Origin of the sequence: Streptomyces fulvoviolaceus, assembly GCF_000718165.1 — a bacterium.
Taxonomy (GTDB): Bacteria; Actinomycetota; Actinomycetes; order Streptomycetales; family Streptomycetaceae; genus Streptomyces; species Streptomyces fulvoviolaceus.
In genome coordinates this window covers 1-18,428 of the sequence record NZ_JOEY01000021.1, presented here as the reverse complement: position 1 = coordinate 18,428, position 18,428 = coordinate 1, and the positions used below count along the sequence as shown (strand labels likewise).

20 protein-coding genes are annotated in these 18,428 nt (G+C 71.3%); 7 read left to right on the top strand and 13 right to left on the bottom strand.

The features are described 5' to 3' along the window. Positions 1 to 49 precede the first annotated feature (49 nt). Both IG08_RS0122535 and IG08_RS0122530 read left to right on the top strand, forming a co-directional pair. Positions 50 to 1,273 (top strand): trypsin-like serine peptidase, encoded by a 1,224-nt coding sequence (locus tag IG08_RS0122535; RefSeq protein WP_030605404.1) that lies wholly within the window; start codon positions 50 to 52, stop codon positions 1,271 to 1,273. Positions 1,274 to 1,365: 92 nt separating this feature from the next. Next, entirely contained in the window at positions 1,366 to 2,562 is a 1,197-nt protein-coding gene (locus tag IG08_RS0122530) for a trypsin-like serine peptidase (RefSeq protein WP_030605402.1), read from the top strand. Between the two features lie 66 nt (positions 2,563 to 2,628). On the opposite strand, the gene hflX is transcribed toward IG08_RS0122530, so the two are convergent. From hflX to miaA, 6 genes are all read right to left on the bottom strand, one after another. Beyond that, positions 2,629 to 4,122: a GTPase HflX gene (gene hflX, locus IG08_RS0122525; RefSeq protein WP_030605400.1), complete on the bottom strand. Its 1,494-nt coding sequence runs from the start codon at positions 4,120 to 4,122 to the stop codon at positions 2,629 to 2,631. Positions 4,123 to 4,259: 137 nt separating this feature from the next. Next, the gene (locus IG08_RS0122520; RefSeq protein ID WP_030605398.1) at positions 4,260 to 5,765 is read right to left on the bottom strand and encodes a M1 family metallopeptidase; all 1,506 of its coding nucleotides are present in this window, start codon (positions 5,763 to 5,765) and stop codon (positions 4,260 to 4,262) included. Between the two features lie 90 nt (positions 5,766 to 5,855). After that, a complete protein-coding gene (locus tag IG08_RS0122515) occupies positions 5,856 to 8,015 on the bottom strand; it encodes a RelA/SpoT family protein (RefSeq protein ID WP_030605395.1) in 2,160 nt (719 codons plus the stop codon). Positions 8,016 to 8,303: 288 nt separating this feature from the next. Beyond that, positions 8,304 to 9,197 (bottom strand): diaminopimelate epimerase, encoded by an 894-nt coding sequence (dapF, locus tag IG08_RS0122510; protein ID WP_030605393.1) that lies wholly within the window; start codon positions 9,195 to 9,197, stop codon positions 8,304 to 8,306. Between the two features lie 106 nt (positions 9,198 to 9,303). After that, complete coding sequence (locus tag IG08_RS0122505; RefSeq protein WP_030605392.1) at positions 9,304 to 9,801, bottom strand: hypothetical protein; 498 nt, start codon at positions 9,799 to 9,801, stop codon at positions 9,304 to 9,306. 108 nt (positions 9,802 to 9,909) lie between these two features. After that, positions 9,910 to 10,848: a tRNA (adenosine(37)-N6)-dimethylallyltransferase MiaA gene (miaA, locus tag IG08_RS0122500; protein WP_030605390.1), complete on the bottom strand. Its 939-nt coding sequence runs from the start codon at positions 10,846 to 10,848 to the stop codon at positions 9,910 to 9,912. A gap of 182 nt (positions 10,849 to 11,030) precedes the next feature. On the opposite strand from miaA, the gene IG08_RS0122495 reads away from it, so the two are divergent. Both IG08_RS0122495 and IG08_RS0122490 read left to right on the top strand, forming a co-directional pair. Then, a complete protein-coding gene (locus IG08_RS0122495; protein ID WP_030605387.1) occupies positions 11,031 to 11,300 on the top strand; it encodes a hypothetical protein in 270 nt (89 codons plus the stop codon). 24 nt (positions 11,301 to 11,324) lie between these two features. Next, complete coding sequence (locus IG08_RS0122490; protein ID WP_030605385.1) at positions 11,325 to 11,594, top strand: antitoxin; 270 nt, start codon at positions 11,325 to 11,327, stop codon at positions 11,592 to 11,594. A 69-nt stretch (positions 11,595 to 11,663) separates the two neighbouring features. Here IG08_RS0122490 and IG08_RS0122485 read toward each other — a convergent pair whose 3' ends face one another. The 4 genes from IG08_RS0122485 to IG08_RS0122470 are packed head-to-tail and all read right to left on the bottom strand — an operon-like array spanning position 11,664 to position 14,497. Beyond that, positions 11,664 to 12,377 carry a class III extradiol dioxygenase subunit B-like domain-containing protein gene (locus tag IG08_RS0122485; protein ID WP_030605382.1) on the bottom strand — a complete coding sequence of 238 codons (714 nt, stop codon included), beginning with the start codon at positions 12,375 to 12,377 and terminating at the stop codon, positions 11,664 to 11,666. A gap of 10 nt (positions 12,378 to 12,387) precedes the next feature. Next, positions 12,388 to 12,684 (bottom strand): hypothetical protein, encoded by a 297-nt coding sequence (locus IG08_RS0122480; protein WP_030605379.1) that lies wholly within the window; start codon positions 12,682 to 12,684, stop codon positions 12,388 to 12,390. Between the two features lie 37 nt (positions 12,685 to 12,721). Then, positions 12,722 to 14,245: a tRNA (N6-isopentenyl adenosine(37)-C2)-methylthiotransferase MiaB gene (miaB, locus tag IG08_RS0122475; protein WP_030605376.1), complete on the bottom strand. Its 1,524-nt coding sequence runs from the start codon at positions 14,243 to 14,245 to the stop codon at positions 12,722 to 12,724. A gap of 36 nt (positions 14,246 to 14,281) precedes the next feature. Continuing rightward, positions 14,282 to 14,497: a hypothetical protein gene (locus tag IG08_RS0122470; protein ID WP_199820889.1), complete on the bottom strand. Its 216-nt coding sequence runs from the start codon at positions 14,495 to 14,497 to the stop codon at positions 14,282 to 14,284. Between the two features lie 59 nt (positions 14,498 to 14,556). Between IG08_RS0122470 and IG08_RS60200 the strand changes: the two genes are divergently transcribed. Further along, complete coding sequence (locus IG08_RS60200; protein WP_030605371.1) at positions 14,557 to 14,772, top strand: hypothetical protein; 216 nt, start codon at positions 14,557 to 14,559, stop codon at positions 14,770 to 14,772. 133 nt (positions 14,773 to 14,905) lie between these two features. Continuing rightward, positions 14,906 to 15,301, top strand: coding sequence for an Lrp/AsnC family transcriptional regulator (locus IG08_RS0122460; protein ID WP_078655689.1), 396 nt, complete (start codon positions 14,906 to 14,908; stop codon positions 15,299 to 15,301). On the opposite strand, the gene IG08_RS0122455 is transcribed toward IG08_RS0122460, so the two are convergent. Then, positions 15,270 to 16,178, bottom strand: coding sequence for a helix-turn-helix transcriptional regulator (locus IG08_RS0122455; protein ID WP_030605366.1), 909 nt, complete (start codon positions 16,176 to 16,178; stop codon positions 15,270 to 15,272). The two genes, IG08_RS0122460 and IG08_RS0122455, sit on opposite strands and share 32 nt — an antisense overlap. 86 nt (positions 16,179 to 16,264) lie before the next feature. After that, the gene (locus IG08_RS0122450; protein ID WP_052424831.1) at positions 16,265 to 16,657 is read right to left on the bottom strand and encodes a nuclear transport factor 2 family protein; all 393 of its coding nucleotides are present in this window, start codon (positions 16,655 to 16,657) and stop codon (positions 16,265 to 16,267) included. 284 nt (positions 16,658 to 16,941) lie between these two features. Between IG08_RS0122450 and IG08_RS0122445 the strand changes: the two genes are divergently transcribed. Further along, positions 16,942 to 17,607, top strand: coding sequence for an SDR family NAD(P)-dependent oxidoreductase (locus IG08_RS0122445; protein ID WP_030605361.1), 666 nt, complete (start codon positions 16,942 to 16,944; stop codon positions 17,605 to 17,607). Between the two features lie 31 nt (positions 17,608 to 17,638). Here the strand turns inward: IG08_RS0122445 and IG08_RS0122440 are convergent. Next, positions 17,639 to 18,428: helix-turn-helix transcriptional regulator (locus IG08_RS0122440; protein ID WP_043454906.1), on the bottom strand; the 790-nt coding region annotated here is incomplete at its 5' end.

Genomic DNA, 18,428 nt, shown 5'->3' with positions numbered 1-18,428 from the left:
AGTCGGCGGCGGCAGCACCCGGTTCGTCCACACCAGGGGGAGTCACACCATGCGATCCATACGGCCTTCGTTCACCGCTCGCGGGGCAAGGCGCGCGCGGCGCAGAACCTCCTCCGTGCCGGCCGCAGTCGCCCTCGCCTCGGCGCTCGCGCTGACGGCCACCGCCTGCAACTCGGGCGACACCAACGCGGACGCGCAGGCCTCCGCCTCCGCGGCCGCCGAGGGCGACGGCAAGATCACGATCCCGGACAACATCAAGGACAAGCTCAAAGAGCACGGGATCGACGTCGACCAGTGGAAGGACGGCGCCTGGAAGGACTGGAACAAGGACGACTGGCTGCGCGAGGCCCAGGACTACATCAACCCGATCATCGAGGGCCTGTGGGACCCGGACCGGATGCGGGAGGCGGAGGATCCGGACACGGGCGTCGACGACAGCGACCTCTCCGGCGACCAGGGCGTGACCGACCCGGAGCCGACGCCGGTGGACGCGAAGGCCGTGCCGGCTACGTACCACGACAACGCCCCCGAGGCGGGCAAGGTGTTCTTCGACTCCCCCGAAGGCACGATGGTCTGCTCGGCGACGGTCGTGGAGGACCCGGCCCACCCCGGCAAGTCCAACATGGTGTGGACGGCGGGTCACTGCGTGCACGCCGGCAAGAGCGGCGGCTGGTACCGCAACATCGCGTTCGTGCCGTCGTACAACAACGAGGCCATGGCGACCGGGCAGCTGGAGGCCGCCGCCAAGGAGGAGGTCGCTCCGTACGGTGTCTGGTGGGGTGACTGGGCGCAGACCTCGGACCAGTGGATCGAGCAGGGCGGTGCCACGGGCGGGGACGGGGCCTCGTACGACTTCGCCGTGATTCATGTGACGCCGGAGGAGGGCGGTGACGGCAAGTCGCTGGAGGAGACGGTCGGTTCGGCTCTGCCGGTGGACTTCGAGGCCCCGGCCGTGGCCGAGGTGGAGAGCATCACGGCGACCGGGTATCCGGCGGCGGCGCCGTTCGACGGCGAGACGCTGTACCAGTGCCAGGACAAGCCGGGGCGGCTGTCGATCAGCGCCTCGGATCCGACGATGTACCGCATCGGCTGCACCATGACGGGCGGTTCGTCGGGTGGCGGCTGGGTCGCGACGGGTTCGGACGGCGAGCCCGCGCTGGTGTCCAACACCTCGATCGGCCCGGTGACCGCGGGCTGGCTGGCCGGTCCGCGGCTGGGCGAGGTGGCCAAGGGCGTGTACGACTCGGTCAGCGAGAAGTTCGCCGGTCAGTGACCGGCTGCTGAGTGCGAACGGCGGTGGGTGCCTCTCCGCCGCCGTTCACCCTCACCCTTCACACGCACCCGCTCCAACGGGGGTTCCCGCGCATGCGTTCCACACATGCGCCGGCAGTGCCGCGCCGTAGGCGACGCAACCGCACTCTCCTCGCCGCCACCGGGCTCGTCGCCGCGATGGCCCTGACCGCGACTGCCTGTGGTGGTTCGGGGGCGGACGACAAGGCCGACGGCACGGCCTCCCGGTCCGCCGGCCAGGGCACGTTCGAGATCCCCAGCGACATCGCGAGCCAGCTCGAAGAGCACGGCATCGACGTCGACGAGTGGACGGACGGCGGCTGGAAGGACTGGGACAAGGACGAATGGCTCAGCGCGGCCGAGGACTTCGTCAACCCGATCATCGAGGGCCTCTGGAATCCCGAGCGGATGAAGTCCGCGCAGGAGGCCGACAAGACGATCTCCACGCAGGACGCGTCCGCCGACCAGGGCGTCAGTGACCCCGAGCCGGCGCCCGTCGAGGCCACGGCGGAGAAGACGCCGTACCACGACAACGCGGCCCCGGTCGGCAAGGTCTTCTTCGACTCCCCCCAGGGTTCGATGGTCTGCTCGGGCACGGTCGTCACCGACGTGAACCACCCGGGCAAGTCCAACCTCGTCTGGACAGCCGGGCATTGTGTGCACGCCGGGCAGGGCGGCGGTTGGTACCGCAACATCGCGTTCGTGCCGTCGTACAACGACCTCGGCCGCCCCGCGTCGGAGCTGAGCGACGCGGATCCCGCGGAGATCGCGCCGTACGGGACCTGGTGGGCGGACTGGGCCTCGACCTCCAGCCAGTGGATCGAGGGCGGCTCGGAGAGCGGCGGCGCGGGTGCGGCGTACGACTACGCCGTGCTGCACGTGAAGCCCGAGTCGGGTTCCCAGTCCCTCGAAGAAGCCGCGGGCGCCCTCGCCGTCGACTTCTCCGCCCCGTCCGCGACCGAGGTCGCCACGATGGGCGCCTGGGGCTACCCGGCGGCGGCGCCGTACAGCGGGCTGCAGATGTTCAAGTGCGTCGACCGGCCCGGCCGGCTCTCGCTGAGCCCGTCCCTGCCGACGATGTACCGCATCGGCTGCACGATGACCGGCGGTTCGTCAGGCGGCGGTTGGTTCCGGGTGGTGGACGGCGAGACCAAGCTGGTCTCGAACACGTCGATCGGCCCGTCCGACAACCGCTGGCTGGCCGGCCCGCAGCTGGGTCGGACCGCCCAGACGCTCTACGAGAACATGAGCGAGGCGTACGGCGGTCGGTGACGCCCGCCCGCGAAGAAAGCCGAAGGCCCGCCCCCTGGGACAGGGAGCGGGCCTTCACTCTGCGGGTCAGAGGGCCGGAGCGGGCACGTACGGCGCGAGATCCGCCGCCAGTTCCTCGTGCACCCGCGCCTTGAGCAGGGTGCCCTCCGCGGTGTGCTCCTCGGAGATCACCTCGCCGTCGGTGTGGGCGCGGGCGACCAGCTTGCCGTGGGTGTACGGCACGAGCGCCTCGATCTCGACCGAAGGTCGCGGCAGCTCGTTGTCGATGAGCGCGAGCAGTTCGTCGATGCCCAGGCCGGTGCGGGCCGAGACGGCGATGGAGCGTGGCTCGATCCGCATGAGCCGCTGGAGCGTCAGCGGGTCGGCCGCGTCCGCCTTGTTGATCACGACGATCTCGGGCACGCCGGTGGCGCCGACGTCCCTGATCACCTCGCGTACGGCGGCCAGCTGCTCCTCCGGGTTCGGGTGCGAGCCGTCCACCACGTGCAGGATCAGGTCGGACTCGCCGACCTCCTCCATGGTGGAGCGGAACGCCTCGACCAGGTGGTGCGGCAGGTGCCGCACAAAACCGACGGTGTCGGCCAGGGTGTACAGCCGTCCGCTCGGGGTCTCGGACCGGCGCACGGTCGGGTCGAGGGTCGCGAACAGGGCGTTCTCGACCAGCACGCCGGCGCCGGTGAGGCGGTTGAGCAGCGAGGACTTGCCGGCGTTGGTGTAGCCCGCGATGGCGACGGACGGCACCTTGTTGCGTCGGCGCACCTGACGCTGGATGTCGCGGCCGGTCTTCATCTCCGCGATCTCCCGGCGCATCTTCGCCATCTTCTCGCGGATCCGGCGCCGGTCCGTCTCGATCTTGGTCTCACCGGGACCACGGGTGGCGAGGCCGCCGCCCTTGCCGCCGCCCATCTGACGGGACAGCGACTGACCCCAGCCGCGCAGCCTCGGCAGCATGTACTGCATCTGCGCGAGCGCGACCTGCGCCTTGCCCTCTCGGGACTTGGCGTGCTGGGCGAAGATGTCGAGGATCAGGGCCGTACGGTCGATGACCTTGACCTTGACGACGTCTTCGAGGTGGATGAGCTGGCCCGGGCTGAGTTCACCGTCGCAGATGACGGTGTCCGCGCCCGTCTCGAGCACGATGTCGCGCAGCTCGTTGGCCTTGCCGGAACCGATGTAGGTGGCCGCGTCGGGCTTGTCGCGGCGCTGGATCACGCCGTCGAGCACGAGCGCGCCCGCGGTCTCGGCGAGGGCGGCGAGCTCCGCGAGGGAGTTGTCCGCGTCCGTCGCGGTCCCCGTGGTCCAGACGCCGACGAGCACGACCCGCTCCAGGCGGAGCTGACGGTACTCGACCTCGGTGACGTCCTCGAGTTCGGTGGAGAGGCCCGCGACGCGGCGCAGAGCCGCGCGCTCGGAGCGGTCGAACTGGTCGCCGTCCCGCTCTCCGTCGATCTCGTGGCTCCAGGCGACGTCCTCTTCCATCAGGGCATCGGCCCGAAGACCTTCGGGGTAGGCATGCGCGAAGCGCTCAGTGTCCTGGGAAGAAGATGAAGAGGAGGTCATTGGGTCCTTACGTCGATGGGGATGCCGATTCGGCGACCGTCACTTGGAACAACGCACGAGTACCCCGGGAGATTCCCGTGTCCCGTGCCGCGCCGACCCGATGATGGTCGCACGGCACGGCCCGTCTCGTCACCGCCTTATTTCGCGGGCGCCGCCTTGGCAGGCACGGCCGACTTCCAGTCCGGGTGACCCGGCATCGGCGGGGTCTTCTCGCCGTAGAGCCAGTCCTGGAAGAACGTGCCCAGGTCGCGTCCGGAGATCTCCTCGGCGAGCGCGACGAAGTCCGCGGTCGTGGCGATGCCGTCCCGGTGGCGGCTCACCCAGGCCTTCTCCAGGCGCTCGAAGGCGGGGCGGCCGATCTCCTGGCGCAGGGCGTACAGGGCCAGCGCGGCACCGTCGTAGACGTTCGGCCGGAAGATGCTGATCTTCTGGCCGGGGTCGGGCGCCTTGGGGGCCGCGGGCGGTCCGCCGGCCGCGCGCCAGCGGTCGGAGGCGCCGTAGGCCGCCTTCATCCGCGCCTGCATCGGCTTGTCGGCCTTCTCCTCCGCGTAGAGGGCCTCGTACCAGGTGGCGTGCCCCTCGTTGAGCCACAGGTCGGACCAGGTGCGCGGGCTGACGCTGTCGCCGAACCACTGGTGGGCCAGCTCGTGCACCATGATCGACTCGACGTACCACTTGGGGTAGGCGGGCTCGGTGAACAGGTCTCTCTCGAAGAGAGAGAGGGTCTGCGTCTCCAGCTCGAAGCCGGTGTCCGCCGCGGCCATCAGCAGACCGTACGTCTCGAAGGGGTACGGCCCGACCTTGCCCTCCATCCAGGCGATCTGGGCGGGGGTCTTCCTGAGCCACGGTTCGAGCTCGGCCCGGTCCTTGGTGGGCACGACGTCCCGGACGGGCAGTCCGTGCGGGCCCTCGCGGCGCAGCACGGTGGAGCGGCCGATGGAGACCTGGGCGAGCTCGGTGGCCATGGGGTGCTGGGTGCGGTACGTCCAGGTGGTCGCCCGGCCGGCCCTGTCCACGTTGGTCGGCAGGCCGTTGGCGACGGCGGTGTAGCCGTTGGGCGCGGTGACCCGGATGGTGAACATCGCCTTGTCGGAGGGGTGGTCGTTGCACGGGAAAACCAGGTGGGCGGCGTCCGCCTGGTTGGCCATGGCGAGGCCGTCCGCGGTCCGCACCCAGCCGCCGTCCCGGCCCTCCTCGGACACCGGGTCGCTGGTGTGCCGGACGGTGATCCGCATCCAGCTGCCGGCGGGCAGCGCCTCGTCCGGCGTGACGACGAGGTCCTCACCGGCACTGGTGAACGTGGCGGGGTCGCCGTCCACCTCGACCGAGTCGACCTCGCCGTGTGCGAAGTCGAGGTTAATGCGGTCCAGAGAGGTCGTCGTCCAGGCGTCGATCGTGGTGACCGCGGTCAGCGGCTTGGTGTTGCTGCCGGGATAGGTGAAGGAGAGGTCGTACGACGCCACGTCGTATCCGGGGTTGCCCAGGTGCGGGAAGAGGCGGTCGCCGACGCCCAGCGGTGTCGCGGGAGCGCTCGCGGCGAGGAGGCAGACGGAGACGGCGGAGGCGAGGAGTGCGGCGGCCTTCCGGCGCCGGGGGGTCCTGACGCGGGCTCGGGGAGCCGGGGTGCGGGGGGTGAGCGGCATGGCACCACGGCTACCAGCGCGCGCGGGCCGTACGGCGACGGCGCGCGACCGGCCCACTCGAACGGGTAGGCCGGGTGACCGGCGGGTGACTCAGTCCCCGGGGGTCGGCGCCTGCGCCCGGCTCACGTCGTACACCCCGGGCACGTTCCGCATGGCGCGCATCAGGGCGGGGAGGTGCGCCGCGTCCGGGAGTTCGACCGTGTAGGTGTGGCGTACGCGCTGCTGGCTCGGGGGCTCGACGGTCGCCGAGACGATCTCCGCGCCCTCCAGAGCCATCGCCTCGGTGAGGTCCGCGAGCAGATGGGGGCGGCCGAACGATTCGGCGAACAGCGTGACCCGGCACCCGGTGGTGTCCCCCCAGCTCACGCCGACCTCCGCGCGCCCCGCGTCCGTCATGCGCGCCACCGCCGCGCACCCCACGCGGTGGACGGTCACCGCTCCCCCGCGCACGGCGAAGCCGGTGATCTCGTCGGGCGGTACGGGCGTACAGCAGCCGGCCAGGCGTACGGTCGTGCCGGGCTGGTCGGCGACGGCGTGCGCAGCGGCGGGGCGGTCGGCCGGCCGGGAGGCGGGGCCGTCGGCGGCGGGCCGGGCGGAGCTCTCGGTGGGCTGGGACTCCGCTTCCGAGATCCCCTCCTGCGCCTCGGCGGATGCCGGATGCGTGGTGAGCCACCGCTGGATGGCGATCCGCGCGGCGGGCGTGTGCGCGTGCTCCAGCCACTCTCTGGAGGGTTCGGAGGCCGGGTCCTGGCCCATGAGGAGCTGGACGGTGTCGCCGTCCCTCAGGACCGTGCTGAGGGTCGCCAGGCGGCCGTTGACGCGGGCGCCGAGGCACGCGTGCGCGTCCTCGCCGTACTGCGCGTACGCGGCGTCCACACAGGTCGCACCCTCGGGCAGGCCCAGGGTGCCGCCGTCGGGCCGGAAGACGGTGATCTCACGGTCCTGAGCGAGGTCCTCGCGCAGGGTGGACCAGAAGGTGTCGGGGTCGGACGCGCCTTCCTGCCAGTCGAGGAGGCGGGAGAGCCAGCCGGGACGCGTGGGGTCCGCCCGCTCGCCGTCGACGGGCTCCTCCGAAGGAGGAGCGTAGGGATTGCCGAGCGCGACCACGCCGGCCTCGGCGACCTTGTGCATCTGGTGGGTGCGGATGAGGACTTCGGCGACCTGGCCGTCGCCGCGGGCCACGGCGGTGTGCAGCGACTGGTACAGGTTGAACTTGGGTACGGCGATGAAGTCCTTGAACTCCGAGACGACGGGCGTCAGACAGGTGTGCAGCTCACCCAGGACGCCGTAACAGTCCGCGTCCTCGTTGACCAGCACCAGCAGGCGGCCGAAGTCGGCGCCGCGCAGCCGGCCGCGCTTGCGGGCGGTGCGGTGCACGGAGACGAAGTGGCGGGGCCGGATGAGGACTTCGGCCTGGATGCCCGCGTCGCGCAGGACGGCGCGCACCTCGTCGGAGATCTCGGCGAGCGGGTCGTCCGCGCGGGAGGCGTTGTCGACGATCAGCTCCCGCGTGTGCTCGTACTCCTCGGGGTGCAGGATCGCGAAGACCAGGTCTTCCAGTTCGGACTTGAGCGCCTGGACGCCGAGGCGTTCGGCGAGCGGGATGAGGACGTCGCGGGTGACCTTGGCGATGCGTTCCTGTTTCTCGGGGCGCATCACGCCCAGGGTGCGCATGTTGTGCAGCCGGTCGGCGAGTTTGATCGACATCACGCGGACGTCGTTGCCGGTGGCGACGAGCATCTTGCGGAAGGTCTCGGGCTCGGCGGCGGCGCCGTAGTCGACCTTCTCCAGTTTGGTGACGCCGTCGACGAGGAAGCGGACCTCCGCGCCGAACTGCTCGCCGACCTGATCGAGCGTCACATCGGTGTCCTCGACGGTGTCGTGGAGCAGAGAGGCCGTCAAAGTCGTGGTCTCGGCGCCGAGTTCGGCGAGAATCAGGGTCACGGCGAGCGGGTGTGTGATGTACGGCTCACCGCTCTTGCGCATCTGGCCGCGGTGCGAGGCCTCGGCCAGGACGTAGGCGTGGCGCAGCGGTTCGACGTCGGCGTCCGGGTAGTGGGCGCGATGGGCCTCGGCGACATGGCCGATGGCGTCGGGCAGCCGGTCGCGGGCGGCAGGGCCGAGCAGCGCGGCGCGGCCCAGACGGCGCAGGTCGATCCGGGCGCGGGCCTTCCTGCGGGGCACTGTGGGCACCACAGGGCCTGTGGTCACAGGCCCTGCCGTCGCAGGATTCGTGGCCTCCGCACTCATGGGCACCTCCGGCTGCGTGGACCGGCGGACGGGGTGCCCCATGGCGGACACGGCTCAGGGGATGGCATCGATTCCCCGTCCGGGCCGGTGCTTGATGCTACCGAGCCCACCACGTGCCGCTGACCGCCTCTCGTCGAGCGTGAAACGGATCACCCATTCGAGCGAAGGTTTGTAGGTTTACGGTTTCGCGCCACCTGACCAGCGGTCGGCCGTGATTTCGAACCGGCCGGGGCGTCTGTGGCTGCGGTTCCGGGTCTCCGGGACGTCCTGCCCTCACGATTCACGCGGTCAACGGGCGGCGTTTTCAAGCCAGTCCGCGTCGATCTCGCCCTCGGCGACGATCACGGCGGGGCCGGTCATCTCGATCTCGCCGTCGGGTCGCTCGGTGATCACCAGGGTGCCGCCGGGCACGTCGACGGTGTACGTCACCGGGGTGCCGGTGGCCGTCGGGTCGTCGCCGTCCCTGCGGGCCGCCGCGACGGCGACGGCGCACGCGCCCGTGCCGCACGAGCGGGTCTCGCCGGAGCCGCGCTCGTGCACGCGCAGGGCGACGTGGCGAGGGCCGCGGTCGACCACGAACTCGACGTTGACCCCGTCCGGGTAGGCGGACGCCGGGCTGAAGGGCGGCGGGGAGTACAGGTCGCCGGCGTGCGCGAGGTCGGCCACGAAGGCCACGGCGTGCGGGTTGCCCATGTTCACGTTCCGCGCGGGCCAGCTGCGCTCGCCGACGCTCACCGTGACGTCGCCTTCGGGGAGGCGGGCCTTGCCCATGCCCACGGTGACGGCAGCCGCGGCGGAGCCGCTATGGGACACAGTCTTCGCGATGTGGACGGTCTTCACGCCCCCGCGCGTGGCGACGGCGAGGTCGCCCTCGGTGATGTGCCCGGCGTGCTGGAGGTAGCGCGCGAAGACGCGTACGCCGTTGCCGCACATCTCCGCGATGGAGCCGTCGCCGTTGCGGTAGTCCATGAACCACTCCGCCTCGGCCGCCATGTCCTTGGCCTCGGGGTGTGCGGCGGATCGCACCACGTGCAGCAGGCCGTCGCCGCCGATGCCCGCGCGGCGGTCGCACAGGGCGGCGACGGTGGCCGGGGGCAGGTCGAGGGTGTTCTCGGGGTCCGGGACGATCACGAAGTCGTTCTCGGTGCCGTGACCCTTGAGAAAGGGGATCCGCGTGCTCATTCTTCGATGGTAGGTGAGGTCGTTCTTTGACCGCGGGCCGGTGGGGGCTGGTCGCGCCCACGAGGCGGAGCCGCATATCGACACAGCCCCGCGCCCCTGAAAGCCTTCAGCGCAGCCTTGCTACTCGCCACACGGCGAGGACCACCACCACAGCCACCAACAGCACGTATCCGAGCACGATCCGCCAGTCCAGGCGGCGGCCCGAGCCCCGCTGCGGCAGCCCAGGCCACGTGTAACCAACGCGGCGGGCCGCCATCATGCCCCACCCTGCCGCGCAGGAGCAGATCAGCAGACCCAGCATCGCGATCACCGCTCCGCTGTCGCCGAAGTCGAAGGCCAGCGGGAAGGCGAACATCAGGGAGCCGAGCGTGGCCAGGGAGACGATGGGCGCGAGCTGCCAGAAACGCATGCGGCGCTGTGGGCGCAGCTCGACCTCGACCTCGCCCGCGAACATCTCCTCGGGCTCGGGGCCGTCGGCGGTCACACCGCCCTGCACCTCGTCGGGCCCGTCGGGGCTCAGACGGTCCCCGTCCTGCTCCGTTTCACCGCTCTCGGCAGTGAGGGGCTCGGTGCCTTGTGCGGTGTCGCGAGGGCCGGCCTCCATCGCCACGCGCCCTCCCAACTCGGACTCCACTTGGTCGATCGAAGCTCGATGATGGCACGGCGCCGAAGGCCGGGATGGCGGCCGGAGCGTCCCGATGCCATGACGTGATCAGGCTGTAACCGGTCGTTCGACCAACGCCAGTGCGACCTGCGGAAGTTCTGTGAGATCCGCCGCAGCCCCACTCAACCAGTGCACCCGGGGATCGCGCCTGAACCACGAATCCTGACGGCGCGCGAAGCGTTTGGTGGCCCGCACGGTCTCCGCGCGCGCCTCGTCCTCGGTGCACTCTCCGGAGAGCGCCGCAAGCACCTGCTGATACCCGAGCGCGCGCGAGGACGTGCGCCCCTCGCGCAGCCCCTGCGCCTCCAGCGCGCGCACCTCGTCCACGAGGCCCGCCTCCCACATCCGGTCCACCCGGCGCGCGATGCGGTCGTCGAGCTCGGGCCGCGCCACGTCGACGCCGATCTGGACGGTGTCGTAGACCGAGTCGTGACCCGGGAGGTTGGCGGTGAAGGGTTTGCCGGTGATCTCGATCACTTCGAGGGCCCGGACGATACGGCGGCCGTTGCTGGGCAGGATCGCGTGCGCCGCCTCGGGGTCGGCGGCGGCGAGGCGCGCGTGCAGCGCCCCGGAGCCACGCAGGACGAGCTCCTCCTCCAGCCGGGCCCTCACCTCGGGATCGGTACCGGGGAACTCCAGGTTGTCGACGGCACCGCGGACGTACAGGCCGCTGCCGCCGACGAGGATCGGCCAGCGGCCCTCGGCGAGCAGCGCGTCGATCCTGGCGCGGGCCAGCTTCTGGTACTCGGCGACGGACGCCGTGACGGTCACGTCCCAGATGTCCAGGAGGTGGTGCGGGACGTCGCCGCGCTCCTCGGGCGTCAGCTTGGCGGTGCCGATGTCCATCCCTCGGTAGAGCTGCATGGAATCGGCATTGACGACCTCGCCGCCGAGACGCCGGGCCAGGAAGACGCCCAGATCGGACTTTCCGGCCGCGGTGGGTCCGACGACGGCGATGACGCGGGGGGCGGGGGGTGCGCTGCTCACCGCCCCAGTCTCGCAAACCTCAGGGCGTGGCCTCGAACGAGTTACGTGACGGCACGGGTGCGGGGTCGTTGCCTGTTGCGTGGTTTCCGCCGCCGTTTCGAAGAGGCGGCGATCCGAGTGGCGCAAATGGACGCACCGGGCGACGCGGGATTTCCCCCGCACGAGTAACGTATGGAGTGGATATGGGCGTTTTCGCACGACTTCTCCGGAGGTCGAAGGCTACGGAGGAGGCGTCAACCGCCGAGGCAGGGGCCGTCACACCGACGGCCGAGCCCGAGGCGGAGGAGGCGGCAGAGGCGAAGGGGTCGGACGAGGCCCTGGCCGAGGACACGGTCGAGGCGACGGCGACGGAGGCCGTCGAGGACACCGCCGCCGAAGGCGTCGAGATCCCCAAGCAGCAGTCCGCCGAGGAAGCGGCCGACAGCGAGGCCGGCGAGGGCGCCCGCACGTAACTGCCCCGCGCGGGAAGGTGAACGATGGGTCTCCTGAACAATTTGAAAGCCAAACTCAGCCCGGCCAAGGACAAGGTCTCCGGTCTCGCTCATCAGCACGGAGACAAGATCCAGCACGGCCTGGACAAGGCCGCGAAGGTCGTCGACGAGAAGACCAAGGGCAAGTACAGCAACAAGATCCAGACGGGCACGGGCAAGGCCAAGCACGCCATGGACCGACTCGCGCACAAGGACGGCACGGAGGGACCGGGGGGCGGCACCACGCCCCCTGCCTCACCACCGCCTGCTTCCTGAACGGCACGGCACATCGACGGACGGCCGCGGAGCACGACGCTCCCGGCCGTCCGCCGTTTCATCGGTGGGTCAGGACCAGGTCGCCACGACATACCCCACCCCGTACGGCGCGTTCTCGTACAGGAGCACGCCGACGAGGTCCGCGTCCTCGGCCGCGCCCGCGAGGACCTGCCAGGGCGCGCGGCCGGAGGCCTTCAGTTCGTACGCCAGCTCGGTGTCCAGCGCTTCGAGGGCCGCCACGTCCGCCGCCCCCAGCGCACGCGCGACCTCCGCGTCGAAGGGCGCCGCCCGCTCGTCGAAATAGCCGGGGGCCTTGAGCGTGCGGCAGGCACTGGCGTCGCCCATCACCAGCAGCGCCACCCGCTCGGCCCGGGCGGCGATGTCCCTCCCGACTTGGATACACCGCTCGGCGGCCAGCGGTTCCCCCACGCCGAGTCCCTCGATCGGGGCGTCGGACCAGCCGGTGCGCTCCAGCAGCCATGCGGCAACAGCGAGGGAGGGCGGCAGCTCGCGGTCGGATCCCGCGCCGCCGTCGCTGCCCAGCCGTACGTCGAGATCCACCCCGAAGCCGCGGAAGGACCCGGGCGTGCCCTCGGGGTGCGCTCCGCGCCCGTCGCGCTCGGCGGGCCCCACGACCACGAGCAGGTCGGGCCGGGCGGCGGCGAGCACACCCAGGGAGTCCGCGCAGGCGGCACGTGCGGAGTCCAGCTCGGGCGCGGCCCCCGCGGCGACCTGGGGCACGAGGAGGGGCGGGCAGGGGCAGACGGCGGCTGCTACAAGCATGATCGGCAGCCTACTTCCAGGCCTGGGGCCCGGACTCGGGATGGGTGCTCCACGCCAGTTCGGCGAGCCGGTACACCACCCGCTGCGTGGACATCAGGCCTTCGATGCTCACGTAGTAGGCGTCGCCGTCACCGATCCGGTAGACCTGCCGACGCTGCTGACGCAGGCCGAGGCGCGGGCGGTGGGTGCAGGCGATCTCGTACAGGCGGGCGCGGGCTTCTTCCCGGGTGCCCTCGAAGTGATCCACCTCGTCCACGTCGTGATGGTCCCCGAAACTGCGGTCGACGACGACCACCCAGCGCCCCATGCCCCGCCCCCGCCTCTCCTCCGTGACCGGCGTGCGCTCAGTGCGCCGCGCAGCCGCCCGTCGCCGCCGGGAGCGGCGCCGGGACGCCGATCTGCGGCAGGCCCAGCATCACGCCCGCCGGCTTCGCGGCCTCCGCGGCGTTCCGCTTCTCCCAGGCGTCGCCCGCGCGCGTGCGGCGCACGTCGAGGACGGGGCCCTCGGCGAGGAGGTGGTGCGGGGCGGCGTAGGTGATCTCGACGGTGACCACGTCGCCGGGGCGGACCTCCTGGTCCGGCTTGGTGAAGTGGACCAGGCGGTTGTCGGGGGCGCGGCCGGAGAGGCGGTGGGTGGCGCCGTCCTTGCGGCCCTCGCCCTCGGCGACCATGAGGTCGAGCTTGCGGCCGACCTGCTTCTTGTTCTCGTCCCAGGAGATCTCCTCCTGGAGGGCGACGAGACGCTCGTAACGCGACTGCACGACCTCCTTGGGGATCTGCCCGTCCATGGTCGCCGCGGGGGTTCCGGGGCGCTTGGAATACTGGAAGGTGAAGGCGTTCGTGAAGCGGGCCTCGCGGACCGCGTGCATGGTCTGCTCGAAGTCCTCCTCGGTCTCGCCGGGGAAGCCCACGATGATGTCGGTCGAGATCGCGGCGTCCGGCATGGCGGCACGGACCTTCTCGATGATCCCGAGGTAACGCTCCTGCCGGTACGAGCGGCGCATCGCCTTCAGGACCGTGTCCGAGCCGGACTGCATGGGCATGTGGAGCTGCGGCATGACGTTCGGGGTCTCGGCCATCGCCGCGATCACGTCATCCGTGAAGTCGCGCGGGTGGGGAGACGTGAAGCGGACACGCTCCAGGCCGTCGATCGTGCCGCAGGCCCGCAGCAGCTTGCTGAAGGCCTCGCGGTCGCCGATGTCGGAGCCGTACGCGTTGACATTCTGGCCGAGCAGCGTGATCTCGGAGACGCCCTCGCCGACCAGGGCCTCGATCTCGGCGAGGATGTCGCCGGTGCGGCGGTCCTTCTCCTTGCCGCGCAGGGCCGGGACGATGCAGAAGGTGCAGGTGTTGTTGCAGCCGACGGAGATCGACACCCAGGCCGCGTACGCGCTCTCGCGGCGGGTGGGCAGCGTGGAGGGGAAGGCCTCCAGCGACTCGGCGATCTCGACCTGCGCCTCTTCCTGAACGCGCGCGCGTTCCAGCAGGACGGGCAGCTTGCCGATGTTGTGGGTGCCGAAGACGACGTCCACCCAGGGCGCCCGCTTCACGATGGTGTCGCGGTCCTTCTGCGCGAGACAGCCGCCGACCGCGATCTGCATCCCGGGGCGCTTGGTCTTCATCGGGGCGAGGCGGCCGAGGTTGCCGTACAGCCGGTTGTCGGCGTTCTCGCGCACCGCGCAGGTGTTGAAGACGACGACGTCCGCGTCGCCGTCCGCCCCCTCGGGCGCCTTCACGTAACCGGCGTCCTCGAGCAGCCCGGACAATCGCTCGGAGTCGTGGACGTTCATCTGGCACCCGTAGGTGCGCACTTCATAGGTCTTAGATGATCGAACATCCACTGCCGGGCTCCGGTCGCTGCTGGTCATGGGTCAAGGGTAGGCGGTCCCGGGAGAGCACCTGTCTCACAGGGCGCTGACGAGGACGACGTGGACCGCCGTGCCGATGCCGACGCCCAGGATCGTGCGGCGGCCGAAGGCCCGGTGGACGCCGGCGGTGGCGGCGACCGCGAGCAGGGCGTACCCGGTCGCGTCCGGGGCGGACTCGATCGTGCCGTGCAGAGCGGTCACGGCAAGGATCGCGAGGACTCCCACCGGCAGCCACGCCGACAGCTGCCGCACGATCGCCGAGTCGGGGAGCCTGCCGAGGACGGCGATGAGTTACGAGGTGCCAGGCACCGGTGGCCTCCCGGGTGGGCCGACGGCACCGAGGCGACCTCGGCGCGGGAGCGGAACGCGTCCAGGGCGAGCACGGTGAACAGGACGCACAGGGCGCAGTCCAGGAGAAGACGTGCCGGAAGTCGACCACGAGGACGATCGGCGCGAGCGGGCTGACGGTGGCCGTCATGCCCACCAGCAGCAGCTCCAGGGAGCACGCGAACACGGAGAAGGAGTAGCGCAGGCCCGCGGACATCTGCTTCCGCCGGACAGCGGCCAGGGCCGAGAGGGGACCGGTGACAAGGGTCGGAGTGCGTTGCTGCACCTGTCCATTCACCACCGGCCCGTGCCACCGGCCCGTGCCACCGGCCCGTGCCACCGGCCCGTGCCACCGGCCCGTGCCTGCGGCGCGTGCAGCGGCTGGAGGCGGACGGTGTGATCCGCGGCTACCGGGCCGTCATCGACGCGGCCGCCGTCGGGCGGTCCTTCGAGGTGCTGATCGACCTGACCCTCGCATCCCAGGACGCGGAGACCGTCGAGCGCTTCGAGCGCTTCGAGCGCTTCGAGCGCTTCGAGCAGACCCTGGCACCGGCCGAGGAGGTCCTGGAACTGCGCCGGCTGTTCGGCAGCCCCGACTGCTTCGTCCGCGTGGCCGTCGGCGATCTGGCCGGCTGCGAGACCTTCCTCGGCACACGCGTCATGACCATCCCGCGCGTCAAGAACGTCACCTCGTACTTCACGATGAAGACCGTGAAGCCGGCTTCCTGACAGGGGCGGGCTCGCCCGCGGCCGCGTCGAGCAGGAGCATCGCGTCGTACGCGGGCGTCCCGGGCTCGGCGTGGTACGCGACCAGCCGATGGCCGTAGGTGCCTTCCAGCTCCATGATCTGGTAGCCGAAGGTGACGTCGCCGGCCCGGGGGTGGTGGAAGGTCTTGCTGCCGGTGGTGTTGCCCTTGACGTCGTACTGCTCCCACAGCCGGGCGAAGTCCGGGCTCTTGAGCAGGAGTTCGTCGACGAGGCCGATGAGGTCGGGGGCGTCGGGTTCGATGCCGGCGAGCGTGCGCAGGCGGGCGACACAGCCGCGGATCTGGTTCTCCCAGTCCTCGAAGAGCGTGCGGGCCATGGGGTGCAGGAAGACGTAGCGCACGACGTTGCGCCGGCCGGGCGGCCAGTCCTCCATCCCGGCCATCAGGTGCAGACCGCCGGGGTTCCAGGCGATCAGTTCCATCGTTCGGTCGACCACGTGGGCGGGGTGGGGGCGCAGGCTCTCCAGCAGCAGTTCGACGCCGGGGGCCACGGTCCGGCTGGGTGCCGCCGCGGGCTCGGCCGGGCCGCTGCGCGCGGCGCGGGCCGCGAGGTCGCGCAGGTGCTCGTGTTCGTCGCCGTCCAGCAGCAGGGCCACGGCTAGGGCGTCGACGACGGACGGGCTGGGGTTGGTCTCCTTGCCGCGTTCCAGCCGGGTGTAGTAGTCGATGCTGACCCCGGCGAGTGTGGCCAGTTCCTCGCGGCGCAGGCCGGGCGTACGGCGCAGCCCGGGCCCCTCCGGGAGGCCGACTTCGGCGGGAGTCACCCGCGCCCGGCGGGCCCTCAGGAACCGCCCCAGCTCGCTGCCGCCGTTGCCGCCACTGTGCTGCTCACGTGCCATGCGGTTCAGTCTGGCAGCCCTGTGACCTGCGGGACAGTAACGTGAGGGGCCCTGTCACACCCCCGAACGCCAGTCGCGCCACGCTGTCACCAGGTCGTGGCCACCGAGCGGAGCGCGGTCCAGGTGTCTCCCTCCCGGGCGTAGTCCATGGCCAGTTGCAGCCGCCAGTCCGCATGCGCGCCGTAGACCGTCGCGTCCGTGACGATCCGGCCGACCAGACGGGCCGTGTCTCCCTCGACCGCGACGGTCACGCTCTTCTCCACGACCCCGTGGTACACGAACTGTCCGGCGCGCATCTGCGACAGCCACTCGGCCTTGGGCTGCGCGTACCCGGTGATGTGGGTGAGGGTGAAGCCGTCGTCGAGCAGGTCGTCGAGAGCGTCGGTGTCGCCGTCGGTCATCGCTTTCAGGTGGGCGCGGTACGCCTCGACGACCTCGTCGTCCGTGCTCCGGTCGGATGCTGTGAGCCCATGTGCCATGCGATCCAGTCTGGCAAGCCGGTGATCCGCGGGACAGCGGAGTGAGGGGCCCTGTCACACCCCGGAACACGGCGCCCCGGCACGGCAGGGTCTGCCGGGGCCGTCCCTGCCCCTCCGACGGCTTCCCGCACGCCATGCGGGTCGGCCTGACGATCTCCGCGGTGCCACTGGCCGTAGTCTCGGCGGCGGCCCCGGCCTTGCAGCCCACCCGACAGAACAACCGAACGACTGAACGACTGAACGACTGAAGCGACCGAACCCGAACCCGACCAGCAGGGATCACCATGACCAGCATCGCCGTCATCGGAGCCGGACCGGGCCTCGGTGCCGCCGTCGCCCGCCGCTTCGGCCGCGAGGGCTTCGCCGTCGCCCTCGTCGCCCGCCGTCAGGAACGGCTCGACAGCCTGGCCGCGGAGCTGGCCGACGAGGGCGTCACGGCACGCGGTTTCGCCGCCGACGTACGCGACCCCGGGGCCCTCGCGGCCGCCCTCGGCGCGGCGGGCACGGCTCTCGGCCCGATCGAGGTCCTGCAGTACAGCCCGGTCCCGCAGCGGGACTTCATGTTGCCGGTGCTGGAGACCACACACACCGACCTCACCGGCCCGATCGAGTTCTCCGTCTACGGCCCCGTCGCCGCCGTCCAGCAGGTGCTGCCCGGCATGCGCGCACTCGGCCGCGGCACCGTCCTGTTCGTCAACGGCGGCACCGCCGTCGTCCCGCACCCCGAGCGCGCCGGGACGTCGATCGCCTTCGCCGCCGAGAGCGCGTACGGCCGTCTGCTGCACGACACCCTCGCCACCGACGGCATCCACGTCGCGCAGCTCGTCGTGCCCGGCGCGATCATCCCCGGGCACCCCCGCAAGGATCCGGCCGTCCTCGCGGACACCCTGTGGAAGATCCACCGGGACCGGCACGGGTTCCGGCACTTCGCCGACGAGCTCGACTCCTGACGGCGGTCGGGTCAGGGGTGTGCAGCGGTGGTCAACCCGTTGACGCTTCCCTGGCCGGGGCCGTCCGGGACGTGGACGGCTCGGAACCGAGCAGGTCGAGGAGGGCGAGGGCGTCGTACTCGGGGGTGCCGGGTTCGGCGTAGTGGGTGACCAGGCGGTGTCCGGGGGTGCCCTCCAGTTCCATGGACTGGTAGCCGAGGGTGAGGTCGCCGACCTCGGGGTGGTGGAACCTCTTGCGGCCGTGGGCGTGGCCCTTGACGTCGTAGCGCTCCCAGAGGCAGGCGAACTCCGGGCTCTTGAGGAGGAGTTCACCGGCGAGCCGGGTCAGGTCGGGGGCGTCCGGATCAGTGCCGGCCAGGGCGCGCAGCCGGGCGACGCAGCCGCGGACCTGGATGTTCCAGTCGTGGAACAGGTCCCGGGCGGCGGGGTGGAGGAAGACGTAGCGGGCGATGTTGCGCTGCCTGGCCGGCCACTCCGCCATGCCGGTGAGCAGCCGCAGACCGCTCGGATTGCTGGCCAGCAGGTCGTTGGTACGGCTGACGACGTGTGCGGGGTGGGGGCGCAGGCTCTCCAGCAGCAGTTTCACGCCGGGCCGGACGGTGCGGCTGGGTGCGGTCGGCTGCTCGGGCACCGTGCGCGCGGCGCGCACCGCCAGGCTGCGCAGGTGCTCGTGCTCGTCGTCCTCCAGGCGCAGGGCGCGGGCCAGACTGTCCACGACCGAGGGGCTGGGGCGGGTTTCCTTGCCGCGCTCCAGGCGGGTGTAGTAGTCGATGCTGATGCCGGCCAGGGTGGCCAGTTCCTCACGGCGCAGCCCGGGCGTG